The 20,124-nt window shown below is 74.7% G+C and carries 20 protein-coding genes; 12 read left to right on the top strand and 8 right to left on the bottom strand.

Annotated features, from left to right (window positions below; translation table 11 throughout):
* Window positions 1-99: 99 nt before the first annotated feature.
* Both CUD01_RS03510 and CUD01_RS03505 read right to left on the bottom strand, forming a co-directional pair.
* Window positions 100-693, bottom strand: a complete 594-nt coding sequence (locus CUD01_RS03510; RefSeq protein WP_141318744.1) for a hypothetical protein — start codon at window positions 691-693, stop codon at window positions 100-102.
* 15 nt (window positions 694-708) lie between these two features.
* Entirely contained in the window at window positions 709-1,851 is a 1,143-nt protein-coding gene (locus CUD01_RS03505; RefSeq protein ID WP_141318742.1) for a zinc-dependent alcohol dehydrogenase, read from the bottom strand.
* Window positions 1,852-2,123: 272 nt separating this feature from the next.
* Between CUD01_RS03505 and CUD01_RS03500 the strand changes: the two genes are divergently transcribed.
* From CUD01_RS03500 to CUD01_RS03485, 4 genes are all read left to right on the top strand, one after another.
* Window positions 2,124-3,149, top strand: coding sequence for an iron-containing redox enzyme family protein (locus CUD01_RS03500; RefSeq protein ID WP_141318740.1), 1,026 nt, complete (start codon window positions 2,124-2,126; stop codon window positions 3,147-3,149).
* Entirely contained in the window at window positions 3,146-3,394 is a 249-nt protein-coding gene (locus CUD01_RS03495; protein ID WP_174773814.1) for a CDGSH iron-sulfur domain-containing protein, read from the top strand. Before CUD01_RS03500 ends, CUD01_RS03495 begins: the two co-directional genes overlap by 4 nt.
* Entirely contained in the window at window positions 3,391-4,752 is a 1,362-nt protein-coding gene (locus CUD01_RS03490; protein WP_141318738.1) for an APC family permease, read from the top strand. The genes CUD01_RS03495 and CUD01_RS03490 overlap by 4 nt, the downstream gene beginning before the upstream one ends.
* 124 nt (window positions 4,753-4,876) lie before the next feature.
* Window positions 4,877-5,884: a DUF808 domain-containing protein gene (locus tag CUD01_RS03485; RefSeq protein ID WP_141318736.1), complete on the top strand. Its 1,008-nt coding sequence runs from the start codon at window positions 4,877-4,879 to the stop codon at window positions 5,882-5,884.
* Between the two features lie 3 nt (window positions 5,885-5,887).
* Here the strand turns inward: CUD01_RS03485 and CUD01_RS03480 are convergent, their stop codons facing one another.
* Both CUD01_RS03480 and CUD01_RS16395 read right to left on the bottom strand, forming a co-directional pair.
* A complete protein-coding gene (locus CUD01_RS03480) occupies window positions 5,888-6,613 on the bottom strand; it encodes a DUF72 domain-containing protein (RefSeq protein ID WP_141318734.1) in 726 nt (241 codons plus the stop codon).
* Between the two features lie 78 nt (window positions 6,614-6,691).
* On the bottom strand, window positions 6,692-6,832 hold the full coding sequence (locus CUD01_RS16395) for a hypothetical protein (protein WP_166771959.1): 141 nt from the start codon (window positions 6,830-6,832) through the stop codon (window positions 6,692-6,694).
* A 112-nt stretch (window positions 6,833-6,944) separates the two neighbouring features.
* Here CUD01_RS16395 and CUD01_RS03475 point away from each other — a divergent pair, with 112 nt between their 5' ends.
* Together CUD01_RS03475 and CUD01_RS03470 are read left to right on the top strand one after the other, a co-directional pair.
* Window positions 6,945-7,706, top strand: coding sequence for a histidine phosphatase family protein (locus CUD01_RS03475; protein WP_141318732.1), 762 nt, complete (start codon window positions 6,945-6,947; stop codon window positions 7,704-7,706).
* Window positions 7,703-8,572: an NAD(P)H-hydrate dehydratase gene (locus CUD01_RS03470; protein ID WP_141318730.1), complete on the top strand. Its 870-nt coding sequence runs from the start codon at window positions 7,703-7,705 to the stop codon at window positions 8,570-8,572. Before CUD01_RS03475 ends, CUD01_RS03470 begins: the two co-directional genes overlap by 4 nt.
* 93 nt (window positions 8,573-8,665) lie before the next feature.
* Here CUD01_RS03470 and CUD01_RS03465 read toward each other — a convergent pair whose 3' ends face one another.
* The 3 genes from CUD01_RS03465 to CUD01_RS03455 all read right to left on the bottom strand — a co-directional run bounded on the left by CUD01_RS03465 (window position 8,666) and on the right by CUD01_RS03455 (window position 12,460).
* Window positions 8,666-9,001, bottom strand: a complete 336-nt coding sequence (locus CUD01_RS03465) for an STAS domain-containing protein (RefSeq protein ID WP_141318728.1) — start codon at window positions 8,999-9,001, stop codon at window positions 8,666-8,668.
* Between the two features lie 126 nt (window positions 9,002-9,127).
* Entirely contained in the window at window positions 9,128-11,347 is a 2,220-nt protein-coding gene (locus tag CUD01_RS03460) for a SpoIIE family protein phosphatase (RefSeq protein ID WP_208404926.1), read from the bottom strand.
* A gap of 192 nt (window positions 11,348-11,539) precedes the next feature.
* Window positions 11,540-12,460 carry a DUF2231 domain-containing protein gene (locus CUD01_RS03455; RefSeq protein WP_141318726.1) on the bottom strand — a complete coding sequence of 307 codons (921 nt, stop codon included), beginning with the start codon at window positions 12,458-12,460 and terminating at the stop codon, window positions 11,540-11,542.
* Between the two features lie 560 nt (window positions 12,461-13,020).
* Here CUD01_RS03455 and CUD01_RS03450 point away from each other — a divergent pair.
* From CUD01_RS03450 to CUD01_RS03430, 5 genes are all read left to right on the top strand, one after another.
* Entirely contained in the window at window positions 13,021-13,884 is an 864-nt protein-coding gene (locus tag CUD01_RS03450) for an SDR family oxidoreductase (RefSeq protein WP_141318723.1), read from the top strand.
* A 68-nt stretch (window positions 13,885-13,952) separates the two neighbouring features.
* Window positions 13,953-14,417, top strand: coding sequence for a hypothetical protein (locus CUD01_RS03445; protein WP_141318721.1), 465 nt, complete (start codon window positions 13,953-13,955; stop codon window positions 14,415-14,417).
* Window positions 14,414-15,643 (top strand): Nramp family divalent metal transporter, encoded by a 1,230-nt coding sequence (locus tag CUD01_RS03440; protein WP_141318719.1) that lies wholly within the window; start codon window positions 14,414-14,416, stop codon window positions 15,641-15,643. The genes CUD01_RS03445 and CUD01_RS03440 overlap by 4 nt, the downstream gene beginning before the upstream one ends.
* The gene (locus tag CUD01_RS03435) at window positions 15,640-16,053 is read left to right on the top strand and encodes a hypothetical protein (protein WP_243860729.1); all 414 of its coding nucleotides are present in this window, start codon (window positions 15,640-15,642) and stop codon (window positions 16,051-16,053) included. The genes CUD01_RS03440 and CUD01_RS03435 overlap by 4 nt, the downstream gene beginning before the upstream one ends.
* The gene (locus CUD01_RS03430; protein WP_094180580.1) at window positions 16,040-16,399 is read left to right on the top strand and encodes a hypothetical protein; all 360 of its coding nucleotides are present in this window, start codon (window positions 16,040-16,042) and stop codon (window positions 16,397-16,399) included. The genes CUD01_RS03435 and CUD01_RS03430 overlap by 14 nt, the downstream gene beginning before the upstream one ends.
* A 4-nt stretch (window positions 16,400-16,403) precedes the next feature.
* Here the strand turns inward: CUD01_RS03430 and CUD01_RS03425 are convergent, their stop codons facing one another.
* Window positions 16,404-18,968: an MMPL family transporter gene (locus tag CUD01_RS03425; protein WP_141318717.1), complete on the bottom strand. Its 2,565-nt coding sequence runs from the start codon at window positions 18,966-18,968 to the stop codon at window positions 16,404-16,406.
* 166 nt (window positions 18,969-19,134) lie between these two features.
* On the opposite strand from CUD01_RS03425, the gene CUD01_RS03420 reads away from it, so the two are divergent.
* Window positions 19,135-19,851, top strand: a complete 717-nt coding sequence (locus CUD01_RS03420) for a TetR/AcrR family transcriptional regulator (RefSeq protein ID WP_166771958.1) — start codon at window positions 19,135-19,137, stop codon at window positions 19,849-19,851.
* Window positions 19,852-20,124 lie beyond the last annotated feature (273 nt).

Below are 20,124 nucleotides of genomic sequence, written 5' to 3'. Positions count from 1 at the left end.
TCCCCTACCGAGGTAGAGGGATGTCCGCATCGTGTCGGTCTGCCCGGTGCGCGTCAAGGGCGAGCCGGTCGACGAGCGCGCGCGCCGGGTCACGCCGGGTCAACGGCGGCGGACCACCGCCCGCACCGCCACCGCCGCGGCCAGCCCGGCCGCGACCCACGGGCCGGCGACGACCAGGACGTCGAGCGGCTGGTGCCGCACGTCCACCCTCCCCCGTCGCGACGCGACCGGGTGCCGGTGCGCCTCCGAGAGGACCCCGGTCTCGGTGAGGGGGTCGTCGGGCCGGGTGCTCGCGAGCGAGCGCCAGTGCGCCGCGGTCGACTCGACGCGGTCCGCCGCGATGAGCAGCAGCCAGTGCGCGGCCCGGCCCTCGCTGAACCGTTCGTACGAGTAGCGGCGGATCGCCCCCGCGACGCCCGTCAGCGGCTGCGCGGTCCCGAACACGGGCGTGAGCTCCAGGTGCTCGAGCGACCGCTCACGCGGGGACGTCTGCTCCTGCCGCTCGGGGAAGTTCCAGCGCGCACGCGGCAGGTCGGTGCGCTCGCGCGGGTACGAGGGCCGGTCGGCCGGGTCGAGGTCGGCACCCCACCCGGGGATGCGGGCGCGCAGCTGGTCGGGGGTCTCGCGCAGCGGAGGGCGGTCGGCGGTGTACGGGGCGTGCGTCGGCGTCGCGTCGTCGGCGGGGGTCGTCATCGGTGTCACCTCTCCTCAGGCGGGCACGACGAGGGGCTTGATGCACCCGTCGAGCTTCGCGGACATCACGTGGTAGGCCTCGGCGATGTGCTCGAGCGGGAACCGGTGCGTCACGATGTCCGACGGCGTGAGGTACCCGTTGCGGACGTGCTCGAGCAGCCGCGGCCACTGTCGCTTCACCGGGGCCTGGTTGGTGCGGATCGTCAGCCCCTTGTTCATCGCGTCGCCGAACTTCACGGCGGAGAAGAGCGGCCCGTAGGCGCCCATGACGGACACCGTGCCGCCCTTGCGCACGGCGTCGATCGCCCAGTTCAGGGCGACCGGGGAGCCGCCCTGGAGCTTGAGCTTGGCGGCCGTCACGTGCTGGACCAGGTTGCCGTCCGCCTCGGCTCCCACGGCCTCGATGACGCGGTCGGCGCCCAGGCCGTCGGTCGCCTTCTTGAGCTCGACGACGATGTCGTCGTGCTCCGCGTAGCTGCGCGTCTCCGCGTACGCGAACTCGCGGGCCTTCGCCAGCCGGTGCTCGAGCTGGTCGACGACGATCACGCGGCCCGCCCCCATGAGCCACGCGGACCGCGCCGCGAACAGCCCCACGGGCCCGGCCCCGAGCACGACGACGGTGTCGCCCTCGGCGATGTCCGCCAGCTGCGCGCCGAAGTACCCGGTGGCGAGCGCGTCCGTCATCAGGACGGCGTCCTCGTCGGGCAGCCAGTCGGGGACCGGCGAGGGGCCCACGTCGGCGAACGGGACGCGCACGTACTGGGCCTGGCCGCCGTCGTAGCCGCCGGTCGTGTGCGAGTACCCGTAGATGCCGCCGACCGCCGTCGCGTTCGGGTTCACGTTGTGGCAGTTCGAGTACAGGCCGCGCGCGCAGAAGAAGCACGAGCCGCAGAAGATGTTGAACGGCACCATCACCCGGTCGCCGACGCGCAGGTTCTCGACCGACGGACCGACCTGCTCGACGACCCCGACGAACTCGTGCCCGAACGTGTGACCGACCCGCGTGTCCGGCATCATCCCGTGGTAGAGGTGCAGGTCGGAGCCGCAGATCGCGGCGCACGTCACCCGCACGACCGCGTCGTTGGGGTGCTCGACGCGCGGCTCGTCCTTCTCCTCGACGCGGACCTTGTACGGACCGCGGTAGACCATGGCGCGCATGGGCGTCCTCCTGAGGGTCGGTGGTCTCCAGGGTGGGCACAGCATCGACCGTCCCGCATCCGGGGCCGCGATCCGCGGGGGCGCACGTCCCCGGAGGCGGCCTCGCCGGGGCCGTGGCAGCCTGTCCGGGTGCTGATGTGGACGACGGGTCGGACCTCGGGTCGAGGCGCGCCGACGGGCCCCGCGACGGACGGGACGAGCGTCGAGGCGCCCCTCGTCGGTCGCCGAGGGCAGCGATGACGACGGTCACCGTCGGCGCCGCGCGAGGCGCCATGCGAGCACCCGGGCCCCGGGGGCCGCTGAGCGCACGCGTTCTGCCCGTGCTCGCGGCAGCGCCCGACACGGTTCCCGAGGACGACCGCGCCGCCCTCCTCGTCGCCGCTCGGGAGGCGGTGGCGTCCACCACCGACCTGCTGCGCGACGACGACGTCCAGCTGACGCTGTTCGTCCTGTACGAGCTGCACTACCGCGGCGTCGCCGGCGTGGACGACCGGTGGGAGTGGGACCCGGACCTGCTGCGCGCCCGCGCCGTGCTGGAGGACGCGTTCGAGCGGGTCCTGCGCGGTCGCGTCGAGACCCCCACGGGCGTCCCGGCCGACCGGCGCGCGGTCGCGGACGCCCTGTTCGCGATGACGGCGCCCGGTCCGGGGCCGAGCCTCGCGCGCTTCGTCGGACGGCGTGCGACGCGCGACCAGCTCGACGAGCTCCTGGTGCACCGATCGGTCTACCAGCTCAAGGAGGCCGACCCTCACACGTGGGCGATCCCGCGCCTCGAGGGTGGTGCCAAGGCGGCGCTCGTCGAGATCCAGGCGGACGAGTACGGCGGCGGCGCACCCGAGCGCATGCACTGCGAGCTGTTCGCGGTCGCGATGCGCGGCGCGGGGCTCGACGCGACCTTCGGGGCGTTCGTCGACCAGGTCCCGGCCGTCACGCTCGCCTCCGTCAACGCGATGTCGCTGCTGGGCCTGCACCGGCGTCTGCGTGGTGCGATCACCGGCCACCTGGCCGCGTTCGAGATGACGAGCTCGCTGCCCAACCGCCTGTACGGCGACGGGTTCCGGCGCCACGGGCTCGGCCCCGACACGACCTGGTACTTCGACGAGCACGTCGAGGCCGACGCGGTCCACGAGCAGATCGCGGGCCGCGACCTCGCGGGCGGGCTGGCCGAGCAGGAGCCCGCGCTCGTGCCGGACATCCTGTTCGGCGCCGCGGTCTGCCTGTACCTCGACGAGCTCGTCGCGGCGCACGTGCTCGACGCGTGGGAGCACGGCCGGTCCTCGCTGCGGGAGGCGGCGTGACGACGACGCAGCCCGCTACCCCGCCCGAGGGCGCCGCACCCCGGCCGGACCGCTTCGCACCGCCGCGGATCGTCGCGTGCCCCGACGGCCCGATCCTCGTGCGCGGCGACGTCGAGATCGTCGACGACGAGGGCCGTCCGCTGCCGCGGCGGCGGCGCACCGTGGCGCTGTGCCGCTGCGGCAGCTCCGCGATCGCGCCCTACTGCGACGGCACGCACAAGGCGATCGGCTTCACCACCTCATGACCACCGCACCCGCGACGGACGGGCGTCCGACCCGTCTGCGGCGCGCCGTGACCGGCCCGCTGCTGTTCCTGTTCATCCTGGGCGACGTGCTGGGCGCGGGCGTGTACGCGCTCGTCGGCGAGATGTCGGCGGAGTCGGGCGGCATGCTCTGGCTGCCGCTGCTCGTCGCGCTGCTGATGGCTCTGCTCACCGCGGCGTCCTACGCCGAGCTCGTCACCAAGTACCCGCAGGCCGGCGGGTCCGCGGTGTACGCGCAGCGCGCGTACGGCCGGCCGCTGCTGTCCTTCCTCGTCGGGTTCAGCATGCTCGCCGCGGGCGTGACGTCCGCCGCCGGGCTCTCCCTCGCGTTCGCGGGCGACTACCTCGGCACGTTCCTCGACGTGCCCGCGGTGCCCACCGCGATCGTCTTCCTCGCGCTCGTCGCCGCACTCAACGCCCGTGGCATCAAGGAGTCGCTGCGCGCCAACGTGGTGATGACCGCGATCGAGGTGAGCGGGCTCGTGCTCGTCGTCGTGCTCGGCGCGCTCGTGCTCGGTCGCGGCGACGGCGACGCCTCGCGCCTGACGCAGCTGCCCGAGGGAACCGGGGTGGCCGCCGCGACGCTGGGCGGCGCCCTGATCGCGTTCTACTCCTTCGTCGGGTTCGAGACCTCGGCGAACATCGCCGAGGAGGTGCGCGACGTGCGGCGCGTGTACCCGCGCGCCTTGTTCGGCGCGCTCGCCACCGCGGGCGTCGTGTACCTGCTCGTCGGTCTCGTCGCACCCGCGGCGGTCCCGCCCCGGCAGCTCCAGGAGTCCAGCGGGCCGCTGCTCGAGGTCGTCGAGGCGGCCGGCGGCATGCCGCTCGAGGTGTTCTCCGTGATCGCGCTGGTCGCGGTGGCCAACGGCGCGCTGCTCACCATGATCATGTCGAGCCGGCTCGCGTACGGGATGGCCGACGAGGGTCTGCTGCCGTCGGTGTTCGCACGCGTCCTGCCGGGGCGCCGCACGCCCGTCGTCGCGATCGTCGCGACGACCGCGGTCGCGATGGTGCTGACCGCCACGGGCTCGCTCGTCGACCTCGCGTCCACGGTCGTCCTCCTGCTCCTGCTCGTGTTCCTGAGCACGAACGTCGCGGTGCTCGTGCTGCGCCGCGACCACGTGGGGCACGACCACTTCCGCGCCTGGACCGCCCTGCCGGTGCTCGCCGCGGCGACGTGCCTCGGGCTGCTCACCCAGCAGCAGGCGCGGCACTGGCTGCTCGCGGGCGTCCTGCTCGCGCTCGGCGTCGTCCTGTACGCCCTCGCGCGGTGGTCCGCCCGCCGCGGCACCCCGTCCACCGAGCCCGAGCCGACGCGCGCCGGCGCGCCCGACGCGTGAGGCGGCCGGTCCCCACCCGCCCGCCGCGCCCTCGCCCGCCGGGCGTGTGGACATGACGCACCGTCAGGGCGTCCTGCTGGCAGGATGCGGCACACCCCGGTAGGCACGACGACGAAGGCGGCTCATGGCAGGCGGACTGGCAGCACTGCTCGACGACATCGCGGCGCTCGCGAAGCTCGCCGCGGCGTCGGTCGACGACGTCGGCGCGGCCGCCGGGCGCGCGAGCGCCAAGGCCGCGGGCGTCGTCATCGACGACACCGCGGTCACCCCGCGCTACGTCACGGGCGTCTCGCCGCAGCGCGAGCTGCCGATCATCTGGCGGATCGCGCGGGGCTCGCTGCGCAACAAGCTGCTGTTCATCCTCCCCGCGGCACTGCTGCTCAGCCAGTTCCTGCCCTGGCTGCTCACCCCGATCCTCATGGTCGGCGGGACGTACCTCGCGTTCGAGGGCGCCGAGAAGCTGTGGGAGGCCGTGACCGGGCACGGTGGCAAGGAGGTCCCCGTCGCCGCGGAGGAGGACGGCGCGGCCGCCGAGAAGCGGCTCATCGGCGCCGCCATCCGCACCGACTTCATCCTGTCCGCCGAGATCATGGTCATCTCCCTCAACGAGGTGGCCGACGAGGGGCTGGCCTCGCGCGCCGCGATCCTGGTGGTCGTCGCGCTGCTCATGACGGTTCTCGTGTACGGCGTGGTCGCGGTCATCGTGAAGATGGACGACGTCGGGCTGCGCCTCGCGCAGACGCGGTTCGGTGCGAGCGCCGCGCTCGGGCGCGGGCTCGTCGCCGCGATGCCGAAGGTGCTCTCGGTGCTGTCGGTCGTCGGCGTGGTCGCGATGCTCTGGGTGGGTGGGCACATCCTGCTCTCGGGCGTCGACGAGCTCGGCTGGCACTGGCCGCACGACGTGGTGCACCACCTCGAGGAGGCCGTGCACGGCGTCGCGGGGGTGGGCGGGGTCCTCACCTGGCTGGTCGGCACGCTCGTCGCGGCGCTCGTCGGCGTCATCGTGGGCGCGGTCGTCGTCGGCGTGGTGCACCTGGTGCACCACGTGCGGGGCGGTCACGACGAGGCGCACGACGAGGCGGCGCACGGCGAGGGCGCGCACGACGAGGGCGACGCGGCCCCCGCGCCCTGACGCTCAGCGCAGCAGGTCACGCAGCGTGCGCGCGTTGCGCACCGCGTTCCCGCCGCCGTCGTTGTTGAAGTACGCGAGCACGTCGTGCCCGCCGCGCTGCCACTCGCGCACCCGCTGCGCCCACCAGCCGAGGTCCTCGTCGGAGTACGAGCCCGCGTACAGGTGATGGTGATCGGGACCGTGCAGCCGCACGTAGACGAGCGGCGCCGTCGCGCGCAGCACGCACGGCAGCCCCGCCCCGCTCAGCACCACGTACGCGGCGCGGCGCCGCGCGAGCAGCTCGAACACCTCGTCGACCTGCCAGCTCGGGTGCCGCAGCTCGACGGCGACGTCCACCCACGGCGGGACGCGCGCGAGGAACCAGTCCAGCCGGGCGTCGTCACGCTCCTGGTCGGGGCGCAGCTGGACGAGGAGCGCACCGCGCCGGCCCCGCAGCTCGTGCAACCCGCGCTCGACCCGCCCGAGCCACGCCTCGGGACCGTACAGCCGACGCGCGTGCGTGAGCCCGCGGGGCGCCTTGACCGTCATCCGGAAGCCCTCGGGCAGGCGGCGCCGCCACGAGGCGAAGGCCGCGTCCCGCGGCCACCGGTAGAAGCTCGCGTTGAGCTCGACGGTCTCGAACTCCTGCAGGTAGCGCGCGAGCCGGTGCTCGGGCGGCATCCCGGGCGGGTAGAGCACGTCGGTCCAGTGGTCGTACGACCACCCCGACGTCCCGACGGCGACGCTCATCCGCCCTCCCGGACAGGCCCGCGCGGGCCGGCGCAGCCGCCGGTCCGCGCGAGGGACTCCCGCAGGTCCGTGCGACCGCTACTGCTCGCCGCCCTCCGCCGGGTCCTGGGAATGCTCACGCTCGTCCGTCCCCGCCTCGCCCTGCGTGCCCGGCGCACCGGGTTCCGGCGCACCCTCGGCGGGCTCCACCGGGTGCTCTCGCTCCTGCGGCTGCGACATCTCGGTCTCCTCTCGTGCGGTCCCCTCGATCGTGCGCGACCGCCCGGCGCACGGCATCTCGAACCCGCCCGCTCCTCGTGCGGGCCGCGCGCCCGGGTGCGAACGTGGACCGGTGCGCACGACACCCGAGACCCAGGCCTCCCCCGCTCCCGCCGACCCCCGCCCGCTCGTCGTGCACGCCGTGCGGCACGGGGAGAGCGCCGGGAACGTCGCGGCGCGCGACGCGGACCGCCGCGGGCTGGACCGCCTCGAGCTCGATCACCGGGACGCGGACACCCCGCTGTCACCGCTCGGCGCGGAGCAGGCGGCGGCGCTCGGGGTCGCGCTGCGCGACCTCGACCCCGACGAGCGTCCGGTCGCCGTGTGGTCCTCGCCGTACGTGCGCGCGCGGCAGACCGCGCGGCTCGCGCTCGAGCGCGCCGGTCTCGACCTGCCCGTGCGGACGGACGACCGCCTGCGGGACCGCGAGCTCGGCGTGCTCGACCGGCTCACGCGCCGGGGCGTCGAGCGCCTGCACCCCGACGAGGCGGCGGCGCGCCGGCACCTCGGCAAGCTCTACCACCGGCCGGCGGGCGGCGAGTCGTGGCTCGACGTCGCGCTGCGCCTGCGGTCCTGGGTCACGGACGTGCGCGACGAGGAGGGCCCGCTGCTCGTCGTGACGCACGACGCGGTCGTCGTCCTGCTGCGCTACGTCCTCGAGCGGCTCGACGAGGAGGGCGTCATGGAGCTCGTGCGTGAGCACGGCGTACGCAACGCGTCGCTCACGACGCTCGTGCGCCGCGGCGGCGTCTGGAGCGCCGAGCGGTTCGACGACGTGGCGCACCTGCGCGACGTCGGGGCGCCCGTCACCGAGCACGCGGGAGAGGTGCGATGAGCGGGTCGACCACCCCGATCGACGCCACGCTGCTGGCGGGGATGCCGCTGCCGGCGGCGACGGGCAGCAAGGACGCGCGCGGGCGCGTCGTCGTGGTCGGTGGTGCGCGCGCGACGGTCGGCGCGGCTCTGCTCGCGGGGATCGCGACGCTGCGGGTGGGCGCGGGGCGGCTCACGCTCGTCGTCGACGAGGCCGCGGCGACGCCCGCGGCGGTCGCGGTGCTCGAGGCCGGCGTGCTCACCTGGTCGCAGGACGAGGGCTGCGACGCCGAGGCGCTCGACGAGCTCGCGGGCGCCGACGCGGTGCTCGTCGGGCCGGGACTGGCGGACCCGGAGCACTCGCTACGCCTGCTGCGTCAGGTCGTCGAGACGGCGGGGCCGCGCGTGCCGCTGCTGCTCGACGCGTTCGCGCTCGGAGTGCTCGCCGACGCACCGGACCTCCAGGACCGCGTGCGCGGCCGCGCGGTGCTGACGCCCAACGGGGCCGAGCTCGACCGACTGCTCGGCGAGGACCGACCGGACGACGAGCGCGAGGCGGCCGCTCGCCTCGCGGCCCGGCTGGACGCGGTCGTCGTCGCCGCGAGCGCCGTCGCGGACCCCGCGGGCGACGTCCGGGCCGCGGACGCCACGACGCCGGGGCTCGGGACGTCGGGCAGCGGCGACGTGCTCGCGGGCGCCGTCGCGGGTCTCCTGGCCGCGGGGCTCCCGCGGGTCGACGCGGCGGTGTGGGGCGTCGCGCTGCACACCGGCGCGGGTGCGCAGCTCTCGTACGAGCAGGGGGCCGCGGGCTACCTCGCACGCGAGGTGGCCGACGCCCTGCCCGCGGTCCGCCGGCACCTCGCCGCGGTCGCGCACGCGCACCGCTGACAGCGCGACGCTACCGAAGCGTCGTCAGGGCGCAGCCGCGCACGCCGCACGGCGACGGGCGCCGGGGGCGCGCACCCGGACCGCGGCCGCGCGTCAGCCCAGGTCGACGAGCCGGTCGACGCCCGTGATCTCGAGCACCGCCAGCGGCGCTCCCGACGCACCCCGCAGCCGCAGCCGGTCCGGGCGCAGGTACGGCGCGATCCCGACGACGAGACCCAGCACGGCGGAGTCGATGAACGTCGCCTCGGACAGGTCGATCTCCCGCACGCCCTTGCTCGCGAGCACCCGGCCCACCCCGGCCTGGTCCACCCCGAGCCGGACGCAGAACCCGTCCACGGTCGAGAAGTCCACGTCACCCGAGACCCGCAAGATCGGGGGCACGCCCGGCTCCAGGTCGATCCGACCCGGCAGGCGACGTCGCACGGTCATGGCGTCCTCCGCGGTTCCCCGCGTCGGGCGGGGACGTACCAAGGGACACCGTCACACGTCACGGCGCCGCTCGCATCCGCACCGAGATCAGGTGCAATGGTCAGGTCCAGCGGTCAGGCTCCGAGGTCAGGCGCCGAGCGGGCGGAGCTGGACCGCGAGTACCGCGATGTCGTCGTCCGGCGGCCCGGCGGTCATGCGGCCCAGCAGGTCGTCCACCAGTCGCTCGAGGTCGAGCGCACCCGTGGGCCCCGACATGCGCGCGAGCGGCACGAGCCGCGTGACCTCGTCGACCAGCCGCGCGAGCCCCCGGCGCAGGTGCTCGCCCCGGCGCTCCACGAGCCCGTCGGTGTACAGCAGCAGCGTGCAGCCGCGGGGCACGGTCGTGGTCCGGTCGGTGCGCGTGGTGCCCGGGTCGAGGCCCAGGACCAGCTCGGGACGTCCCGGCTCGAGCAGGCTCACCGAGCCGTCGGGGAGCACGAGCAGCGGCGGCAGGTGCCCCGCGTTGGTCCACCGCATGGTCGTCAGGTCGTCGTCGTCGGCCGGCTCGAACCGAGCGACGACCGCGGTCGCCATCGCGTCGACGCGCAGCGCGGCGCTCGCCGACTCCAGCGCCGCGAGCACCTGCGCGGGCGTGCCGCTCGTGGTGTGCGCGACGCCGCGCAGGAGCGTGCGCAGCTGGCTCATGGCCGCCGCCGCGGGGGTGTCGTGGCCCATGACGTCGCCGATAGCGACGACCGTGTGCCCGGACGGCTGCACGAACGCGTCGTACCAGTCGCCGCCGACCTGAGCGGCCTCCGCCGCCGCGACGTACCGCACGACGACGTCGAGGTCCTCGCTCTGCGCGGGCGCGGACAGCAGCGACCGCTGCAGCGCGACCGCGATCTCCCGCTGACGCTCGTAAAGGCGCGCGTTCTCCAGCGCGAGCCCCGCGCGGTCCGCGAGCTGCACCAGCAGCGCGAGGTCCTCGGTGCCGAGGTCGGGCGAGCCCTCGTCGAGGAAGATCGTGATCGCACCCACCGTCCGCCCGCGTGAGCGCATCGGGACGGCGTAGGCCGTGCGCGGGGCCAGCTCGCGCAGCACGTCCCGCGCACCGCCGGACAGCACGCGGACGATCGAGCTGGTCGCGTCCGGCACGACGACGGGCTCACCGGTGCGCAGCGTGCGGAACAGGTACGCGTCCGGTGCGAGCGAGTCGATGCGCAGCGACGCGTACCGGGCGACGGTCGCGCGGCGCGTCGGGTCCTCGTGCCACGCCGCGATGTCCCGCAGGTGGCGCTGGTCCTCGGACATCGTAACGAGGCACCACGACCCGAACGTCGGGACCAGGTGCCGCGCGAGGCGGCGGACCGCCTCCTCCGTCTCGAGCGTCGAGCTCAGGTGGTCGCCCACCTCGGAGAGCAGCGCCAGGCGTCGCGACGACGCCTGCTCGAGCTCACGCGCCGCGCGCGCCTCGTCCTGCGCCGCGCGCCGCTCGGTGACGTCGTCGAAGTACACCGACAGCCCGTCCGGTCCCGGCCACGCACGGACCTCGTACCAGTGCCCGCGGTGGAGCTCGGAGCCGACCTCGAAGATCCGCGGCTTCCCGTCGCGCACCGCCGCGCGGTAGCTCTCCTCGACCTGCGTGCCGACGACGAACGGGTACAGCTCCCACAGCACCCCGCCCTCGAGCTCGTCGCGCGGGCGGCCGAGCAGGCGCTCGCCCGAGGAGTTCACGTACCGGAACCGCCACTCGTCGTCGAGGATGAGGAACGCGCCCGGCATCGTCTCGAGCACGCGGTCCATGCGCGCCTCGGCGTCCCGCTCGCTCGTCGTGTCGTACGCGGCGCCCAGGAGCCGGGCCGCTCGACCGTCCGGGCCCGCGAGCGCGAGACCGCGCGCCTTGACCCAGCGCACCGTCCCGTCGCCGCGCAGCACGCGGTACTCCGCCTCGTAGGCCCCGCACGTCGCGATGGCCCCCTCGACGGCCTCGGCGACGCGCGCGTGGTCGTCCGGCTCGACGAGCGCGTAGAACGCGTCGATCGTCCCGGCGAACTGCGCGCGGTCCACCCCGAAGATCGTCAGGAGCTGGTCGTCCCACGCGAGCCGACCCGTGCGCAGGTCCCAGTCGAAGCTGCCGACCCCACCCGCGGTGACGGCGAGCTGCCAGCTCAGCCGCTCGGCCTCGTACCGCGCCGCGAGGTCGGCGAGCACGGAGTCCGTGCCGGCCTCCCGGTCCGCGCCCGAGATCGAGGTCGAGGTCGAGGCACGCTCGCGCCATGCCGGGCGGCGGCCCAGCAGGTCGTCGAAGCCGTCGTCGGGAAGATCCGCGCCGATCCCGGCGAGCTCAGGGTCGAGCCTCTCCGTCATCCGCTGCCTCTCGACGTGCTCCGTCGCGGGCAGGATACGGCTGATCGCCCGCCTGAGCGGAGGGCGTCGCAGGCCACCTCGCATGCCGCCCCGGTACGGGCCGCGCTCACGACGGTACGTTGGCGGACGCGTCCAGGGCAAGCGAACGCGGGTCCTCACACCGCCGGCGGACCCCGGCGGGCACCCGCCCGATCAGGCCTGGGTGAGCTCGAAGAACGGCGGCGCGTCGGTCAGCCGTGCCGGGCGGACGAACGCGAGACCGCCGCGGTCGAACGCGTCGAACCACTCCTGCCACGTCGCGGGGACCGCGCCGTGGCCGCTCGGCCCGCTCGGGAAGATCACCGCCGGCACGGGCGGCTCGCCGCGCCCGAGCGGCGGGACGAGCGCGGGCCGGCCGCCCTGTGCCTCGACCCAGGTGCGGATCTCGGCGTGGTCCGTGGTGCTGCGCTTCGACTCGTCGACGGCCACCGGGTCGAACAGGTCCGCCGTGGCCTCGTGCGACGCCGTGCGGCTCACGCCGGTCGCCACCCGGTCCACCTCGCGCGGGACCGGGTCCTGGTGGGGCGCACCGCGCACCAGCGCCAGGTGGCCGCCGAGGTAGCCGCCGACGCCCAGGACCGCACCACCCGCGAGGCCCGCGAGCACGCCCGCCGCCCGGTGCCCGCGGCGGCGCAGCACCCACGACGTCGAGTAGCAGGCCAGCGCGGCGAGGTTCGCGACGCCGTGCACGACGCCGACGCGCCGCACCGCCGGGTCGCTCCGTTCGCTCGTGCCCCAGTCCGCCAACCCGGTCAGCGCCGTCGGCGTCGCAGCGAGGACGCCGAGCCCGACCAGCCGGTCCGCGGCGCGGCGCCCCGCGACGGGTGCGAGCAGGTCGAGCGTGCTCGCGGAGAGCCAGAGCCCGATCGGCACGTCGGTGAGCGGCGGGTGCGCGGGGTGACCGGCGGGCACGCCGCGCAGCACGTCGGACAGTGCGCGCGGCCGTAGCACCGCACGTGCGACCGCCCGGACGACCGTCGCGGGCCGGTCGAGCGCCGCGGACTCCTCGAGCCGCGCCACGGCGCCGCGCGCCGTCCTCCCCGAGCGCTGCAGCACCTCGTCCACGCCACCCATGGGCTCCTCCTCGCCGTCGGTCCGTGCCCCATCCTGCGGTGCGCGACCGGTACCCGCACGTGCAGGGAGGCGGCGGCGCGCGGCCCGTGCGGGGCGCTCGACATGCGGGGCCGGCCGGGGCGGCCTATGGTCGACGTGCCGACCGGTCGAGGTGCGATGCCCCGACCGGCCGTTGCCGGGTCCGGGCACGCGTCGAGGCGTGCGGGGGCAGGACATCAAGGGGTGAGCGAGCATGTGCGACGTCCGCGCGGCCGACACCTAGGGCCGTGACGCCTAGGGCCGACACCTAGGACCAGCACCAGGCCGCGACCCGTCGCGGCGACCTGAGACCCGCGTCGCGAGCGTGAGGCGAGAGCCCCGCCCAGACGCCACGGACGCCCTGTGCGGGCGAGCGCGGCGGCCGCGAGCGGGTCTCTTCCTGTCTCTTCGGGTCTCTGCCCACCTCTGGCCGGTTCCCCGCGGGACGTCTCCCACCAGGTCGACGACCGTTCGAGGTGCCGGTCCGCAGGACCTCTGCCTAGCGTGGCGAGGACCCACCGACGACCTCGAGGGAGCGCACCATGAGCGACGAGAACGCCGTCCGACCCGCCCAGCAGCAGGAGCCCCCGGGCCTCACCGCCCCCATGGACCCGCAGCCCGACCACGGTGAGCACAGCTACACCGGCCACGGTCTGCTCACCGGCCGGCGCGCGCTCGTCACCGGCGGCGACTCGGGCATCGGGCGTGCCGTGGCGATCGCGTTCGCACGCGAGGGTGCGGACGTGGCGATCAGCTACCTGCCCGAGGAGGACGAGGACGCGCAGGAGACCGCGCGCTGGGTGCGCGAGGCGGGCCGGACGTGCGTGCTCGTGCCGGGCGACCTGCGCGACGAGCAGACCGCGCGTGGCGCCGTCCGGACCGCCGTCGACGGTCTCGGCGGCCTCGACCTGCTGGTCAACAACGCCGGGTTCCAGATGGCGCGCCGCGACTCGCTCGCCGACGTCACGACCGACGACCTGGACCGGGTCATGAAGACCAACCTGTACGCGCTGTTCTGGGTCACGCAGGAGGCGCTCGAGCACCTCGGTGAGGGGTCCTCGATCGTCAACTGCACGTCGATCCAGGCGTACCAGCCGTCGCAGTCGCTGGTCGACTACGCCTCCACCAAGGCGGCGATCAACAACATCACCGTGAACCTCGCGGCCGAGCTCGGTGAGCGCGGCATCCGGGTCAACGCGGTCGCACCCGGTCCCATCTGGACGCCGCTGCAGCCCGCGACGCAGCCGCCCGAGAAGGTCGAGGTGTTCGGCCAGGACACCCCGCTCGGCCGTGCGGGCGAGCCCGCCGAGGTCGCGCACGCGTTCGTGTTCCTCGCCTCGTCGACGACCGGCTCGTACGTGTCGGGGACGGTGCTGGGCGTCACGGGCGGCAAGCCGGTCTTCTGACCCGTCGCCCCGGACCCGCGCGGCGCCTCGCCGTGCGCGTCGCGCCGCGCGGGTCCACGATCACTGGCATGACCAGCCGACTCACCCCCGGGCGGGCCGCGGTCGCGGGTGCGTGCCTCCTCCTGCTGGCCGGGTGCGCGTACGGTCCGTCGTCCGCCGACGGGTCGGCGCAGATCACCCTGACGGCCGCGCTCGACGAGGCGTCGTCGGGCGTCGAGGTCGGCCTCCTCGTCGTCGACCTCGTCGTCCGTGACCGCACGACGACGCCCGTCGCGGACGGCACCCTGCGCGACGCGATCGCCGAGGTCGGGTCGGCGAGCAGCGCGCTCGCCGACGCGCTGCCGCCGCTCGAGCGGCAGGACACCCGCGCGCGGGCGCTGGATGCGGTCGCGTCCGCGACGACCGCGCTCGCCGCGGCACGCGCGTGGGTCAACGACCTGTCCGCAGGCTCCGCGCACGACGTCACCGCCGCGCTCACCGAGGCGGGCGACGCGATCGACGCCGTGACGGCCGACCTGGAGGCGGCTTCGTGAAGAGGTTCTTCGCGGTCGCGCTCGGCATCCTCACGGCCATCGGCGGCTTCGTCGACATCGGCGACCTGGTCACCAACGCGGTCGTCGGTGCGCGGTTCGGGCTGTCGCTCGTGTGGGTCGTGCTCGTCGGGGTCGTCGGGATCTGCCTGTTCGCGCAGATGTCGGGGCGCGTCGCCGCGGTGAGCGGGCGCGCGACGTTCGAGATCATCCGCGAACGCCTCGGCCCGCGGGTGGGCGGTGCGAACCTCGTCGCGTCCTTCCTCGTCACCCTGCTCACGCTCACCGCGGAGATCGGGGGCATCGCGCTCGCGCTCGAGCTCGCGAGCAGCGTCGAACGGCGGCTGTGGATCCCGTTCGCGGGGCTGGCCGTGTGGCTCGTGCTGTGGCGCGTGAAGTTCTCGGTCCTGGAGAACGTCGCGGGGCTGCTGGGCCTCACGCTCGTCGTGTTCGCGGTGGCGCTGTTCCAGCTCGGCCCCGACTGGGGCGAGCTCGTCGAGCAGGCGACGCGCCCGCAGGTCCCCGCGAGCGAGCCGGTCCCCACGTACTGGTACTACGCGGTCGCGCTGTTCGGCGCCGCGATGACGCCCTACGAGGTGTTCTTCTTCTCGTCGGGCGCGCGCGAGGAGCGCTGGACGGTGAAGGACCTGTCCGTCTCGCGTGCGAACGTGCTCATCGGGTTCCCGCTGGGCGGGCTGCTGTCCGTCGCGATCGCCGGGTGCGCGGCGGTCGTCCTGCTCCCCCGCGGCATCGAGGTCTCGACGCTGTCGGAGATCACGCTGCCCGTCGCGCTCGCCGGCGGCAAGCTGCTGCTCGCGCTCGTGATCCTCGGGATCGTGGCGGCCACGTTCGGCGCCGCGCTCGAGACCGCGCTGTCGACCGGGTACACGCTCGCGCAGTTCTTCGGGTGGTCGTGGGGCAAGTACCACCGGCCCGCGCAGGCCGCCCGATTCCACACCGCGATGGCCGTCGCCGTGCTCGTCGGCACGCTCGTGCTCCTGACGAACGTCGACCCGGTCGCCGTCACCGAGTACTCGGTGGTCTTCTCGGCGGTCGCGCTGCCGCTGACGTACCTGCCGATCCTCGTCGTCGCGAACGACCGCGAGTACATGGGCGACCACGTCAACGGACGGGCGACGAACGCGCTCGGCCTGGTCTACCTGGTCGTCATCCTCGCCGCGTCGCTCGCGGCGATCCCCCTCATGATCGCGACGGGAGCCGGCGGATGAGCCCACGCCTGCGGCGCCACGAACGCCCCTTCCCGCCCGACGAGCGGCTGCCCGACCCTCCGCGTCCCGCCGGGCTGGTCCTCGACGCCCGCCTGCACCTGCTGGACCGCCAGGTCGACGACGTGGCCGGCGACCCGGTGGCGACCGTCGACGACGTCGAGCTGGCCGACCGGGACGGGCTCGTGGTCGTCACCGACCTGCTGTCCGGTCCCGTGCTCGCGACCCGTATCTTCGGCGGCCGCCCGCCGCGCAGCCGCTGGCACCGCATCGCGTGGCGGCACGTCACGGACGTGGGGATCGTGGTCCGCCTGGGCGTGCACGGTGAGGAGCTCGACGTGCTCTGGGTGGAGCGATGGCTGCGCGAGCACGTGATCGGACGCATCCCGGGGGGTCGCCATGCTCCTGAGTGACCTGCTGGACGCACGTGTCGTCGACGACCGCGGACGTCCCCTGGGCTTCGTCGTCGACGTGCGACTGGTGCTCGACGGACCGCTCGACGGCGCGCTCGCCGCGCCACGCCTGCACGGCCTGCTCGTCTCGCCACGCACGGGCACGTCGTTCCTCGGCTACGAGCGGTCCGACGCGCGCGCGCCCGCGGTGCTCGCCGGCTGGTTGCGCCGGCGGCACCGCGGAACGTTCCTGGTGCTGTGGGAGGACGTCGCCGGGCACGGCAGCGACGACGACGAGCGTCCGGTGGAGCTGCGCGCGGGCTACCGCCGCTGGGCGCCGACGCTCCCGCCGCGCACCGGCGGCTGACGGGTCAGCGCCCGCTCGTCTGCTCGCTCGTCGGCCCGCTCGTCGGCTCGGTGGGCGCGCCGCCGGGAACGCCCGGGTGACGACGCTCGAGCTTGGCGCCCTCGACGTCCACGTCGGGCATCACGCGGTCGATCCAGCTCGGCAGCCACCACGCCTTGTCCCCGGCGAGGTGCAGCACCGCCGGCATGATCAGCATGCGCACGACGAACGCGTCGAGCAGCACGCCGAACGCGAGCGCGAACCCGAGCGGCCGGACGAACGACAGGTGGGAGAACACGAACCCGCCGAACACGGAGATCATGATGATCGCCGCGGCCGTCACGACGGCCCGGCCCGCGTGCAGGCCCTCCATGACCGCGCGCCGCGCGGGGACGCCGTGCGCGTACGCCTCGCGCATGCCCGAGGTGAGGAACAGCTGGTAGTCCATCGCGAGGCCGAACAGGATGCCGACCAGCAGGGTGGGCAGGAAGCTCAGCACCGGGCCGGGGTTGGACACGCCGAACAGGTCCGCCGCCCAGCCCCACTGGTAGACGGCGGTGACGCCGCCCATCGCGGCGAACAGCGACAGCACGAACCCGCCGGTCGCGACGACCGGGACGAGGAACGAGCGGAACACCGCGACGAGGATGAAGATCGACAGCCCGATGACCACCGCGAGGTACACGGGCAGCGCGTCGGCGAGCTTCTCGGAGATGTCGATGTTCGCGCTCGCGCTCCCGGCGACCTGGAACGTGCCGGTGCCGCCGTCCACCTCGAGCGCCCGCAGCGTGTGCACGAGCTCCTCGGTGGACTCGCTGTCCGGCCCCTCGGCAGGGACGACCTGGAAGACCAGGACCGTGCGCGCCTCGTTGGTGCCGACCGGCGCGACGGCGACCACGTCGTCGTCGGCCATGAGCTGCGCGCCCAGGCGCGCCTGGACGGACGTGAGCTCGTCCTGCGTGACGGCCTCGGGCAGGTCGGCGACGACGACGAGCGGGCCGTTGACGCCCGCGCCGAACGCGTCGGAGACCGCGGCGTACGCCTGGTACTGCGTCGACTCCGTGGGCTCGTTCGCGCCGGTCGGCAGGCCCAGGCGCATGGACAGCGCCGGCAGGGCCACGACGACGAGCACGCCCACCCCCGCGATGATCGACAGCCACGCCCGGCCGTTGCGCATGGGCTGCGCGACCTCGTGCGCGTCCGGCCGCACCTCGTCGCGGTGCTTCGCGGGCAGGATCCGGCGGCCGAGCAGCCCCAGCATCGCGGGCGTGAGGGTGACCGCGACGAGCACCGCGACGAGGATGCTCGCGGCCGCCACGGCGCCCATGAGGCCCAGGAAGTCGATGCCCGTGAGGTTGAGGCCCAGCAGCGCGATCAGCACCGTGGTGCCGGCGAACACGACCGCGTTGCCCGACGTGCCGTTCGCCAGCCCGATCGACTCGCGCACGTCCATCCCGAGCCGCAGCTGTCGCCGGTGCCGGTTGAGGATGAACAGCGTGTAGTCGATGCCGACCGCGAGGCCCAGCATCGCGCCCAGGACGGGCGTCACCGAGGTCATCTCGACCACGCCGGAGAACGCCATCGCCCCCGCGGCGGCGACGCCCACGCCCACGAGCGCGTTGAGCAGCGGCAGGCCTGCGGCGACGAGCGTGCCGAGCATGACGACGAGCACGATGCCCGCGACGAGCACACCGATCGCCTCGGCGGCGCCGCCGAGCTGGATCGAGCCCTGCGCGATCTCGGTCGAGAAGTCCGCGGTGACGCCGTCGGGCACGCCTGCCGTCACGGTGTCGACCACGGCCTGCTTGGTCTCGTCCGGGACCTCGTGCTGGGGCAGGGCGAACACGACCGTGCCGACCGCGGTGGAGCCGTCGCTCGAGACGAGGCGGATCTCGGACGCCATGTCGAGCAGCGCCTTCGCGTCGGTGAGCTGCGGCGCGCGGGCCTCGAGCTCCGCGCGCCCCGCGTCGAGCTCGGTCTGCTTGTCGTCGAGCGCCTTCTGCTGGGCGTCGAGCTGGGCGCGCTGCGCGTCCAGCTCGGCCTGCGCGGCCTGCGTCTGGGCGTTGTCGCCGACCTGCGCGACCGTCGCGTCGAGCTCGGCCTGTGCGCTCTCGAGCTGTGCGCGTCCCGCGTCGAGCTGCGCCTGGCCGTCGGCGAGCTGCTGCTGGCCCGCGTCGAGCTCCGCCTTGCCGGCGGTGAGCTGCTGCTCCCCCTCGCTGACCTGCCGGGCCTGCTCGGCGCGCTGCGCCTCGGTGGCGAACGGGTCGGCGACCTGCACGACGCCGTCGACGTCGGCGACCTTCGCGAGCTCGGCGCTGATGGCCTGCTGCTGCTCGTCGGTCAGGGCCGAGCCGTCGTCGGTGCTCCACACGACGCGCCCGGTCCCGCCGCTCGCGGACGGCAGCTCGCGCGCGAGCCGGTCGGTGACCTCGGCGGTCGGGGTGCCCGGGATCGAGATGGCCTCCGTCAGCGTGCCGCCGAACGTGAGGAACGCGCCGACCGCGAGCGCGAGGGCCGTGGCCCACGCGCCGACGACGAGCCAGGCGCGACGCGCCGCGAACATGCCGATCCGGTAGAGCAGCTCAGCCATGAGGGGGGTGTCCTCCCGCCGGCGCCGCCGGCTGGTCGTCGCGTGCGGCGGGTGCGCCGGCACGTCATTCCAGATCCGCATCGTAGGCACACAAGTTGATTCGGGTCATCCGCTTGCCCGGTGTGAAGTTGATCTCATGTATCCGCTTGCGGGTTACCCTGAGCGGATGGACAGGACTCCGGCGCGGACCCCCACCCCCGCGCACGGCACGACGCACGCAACGGCGCACCCGGCGCCGCTGCGCCGGGACGCGGAGCGCAACCGCGAGCGGATCATCCGCGCCGCGTGCGAGCTGTACGCGGAGCACGGCCTCGGCGTCGGCTTCAACGAGGTCGCGCACCGCGCGGGCGTCGGCGTCGGCACCGTGTACCGCCGGTTCGCAGACCGCCGCGAGCTCCTCGAGGCCGCCCTCGCCGCGCCGCTCCACGAGCTCTACGCGGTGGCGCGCGAGGCCGCCGCGACGCCACGCGCATGGGACGGGCTCGTGCTGCTCGTCGGCCGCGTGACCGACCTGCTGGTCGACAACATCGGCCTGCGCGACGCCGCCCTGGGCGGGTACGAGGACCTCGTCCCCGAGGTCACGGGCGGCATCGAGGAGCTCACGCGCGACCTGTTCCGCCGGGCACGCGAGCAGGGCGACCTGCGCGACGGAGCCACGGAGCAGGACGTGGTCGTCGTCCTCTGGATGGTCACCGAACTCGCCAAGCACGCCGTCGACACCCGCCCCGACGCCTACCGCCGCTACACCACCGCCCTGCTCGACGGACTGCGCGCCTCACCGGGCCGTCCCCCGCTGCCCGACCCGCTCCTCGAGCAGGATGTCGCCGCGATCTCCCGCCGCTGGGCCGACTCGTCGGCCCGCTCCCGCGCCCGCCCCGCCTGACGGCCGCACGCGCCACCTCCACGAGGCATCGGGTCCCGGCTGCCGCGCACCACAAGGTCTACAAGGGCGGCAAGGTCGAAGGCACGGTCAGCCGGCCGACCCTGCCGAGTGGCGAGCGCATCGACGACCACTCGGGCACGACCCGCGTTGCTGGACGGCCTACGGGTGAGGGGCGGCGCCGGGTGCCGGACGCACTGCCCGAGGCGGAGGTCGCGGAGATCTCGCGACTCCGGGCGGACGCCTCGGCCCGTTCCCGGACCGCCTGAGGCCGCG

The organism is Cellulomonas uda (assembly GCF_006538705.1).
GTDB lineage: Bacteria > Actinomycetota > Actinomycetes > Actinomycetales > Cellulomonadaceae > Cellulomonas > Cellulomonas uda.
This window is presented reverse-complemented; position numbering and strand designations above follow the sequence as displayed.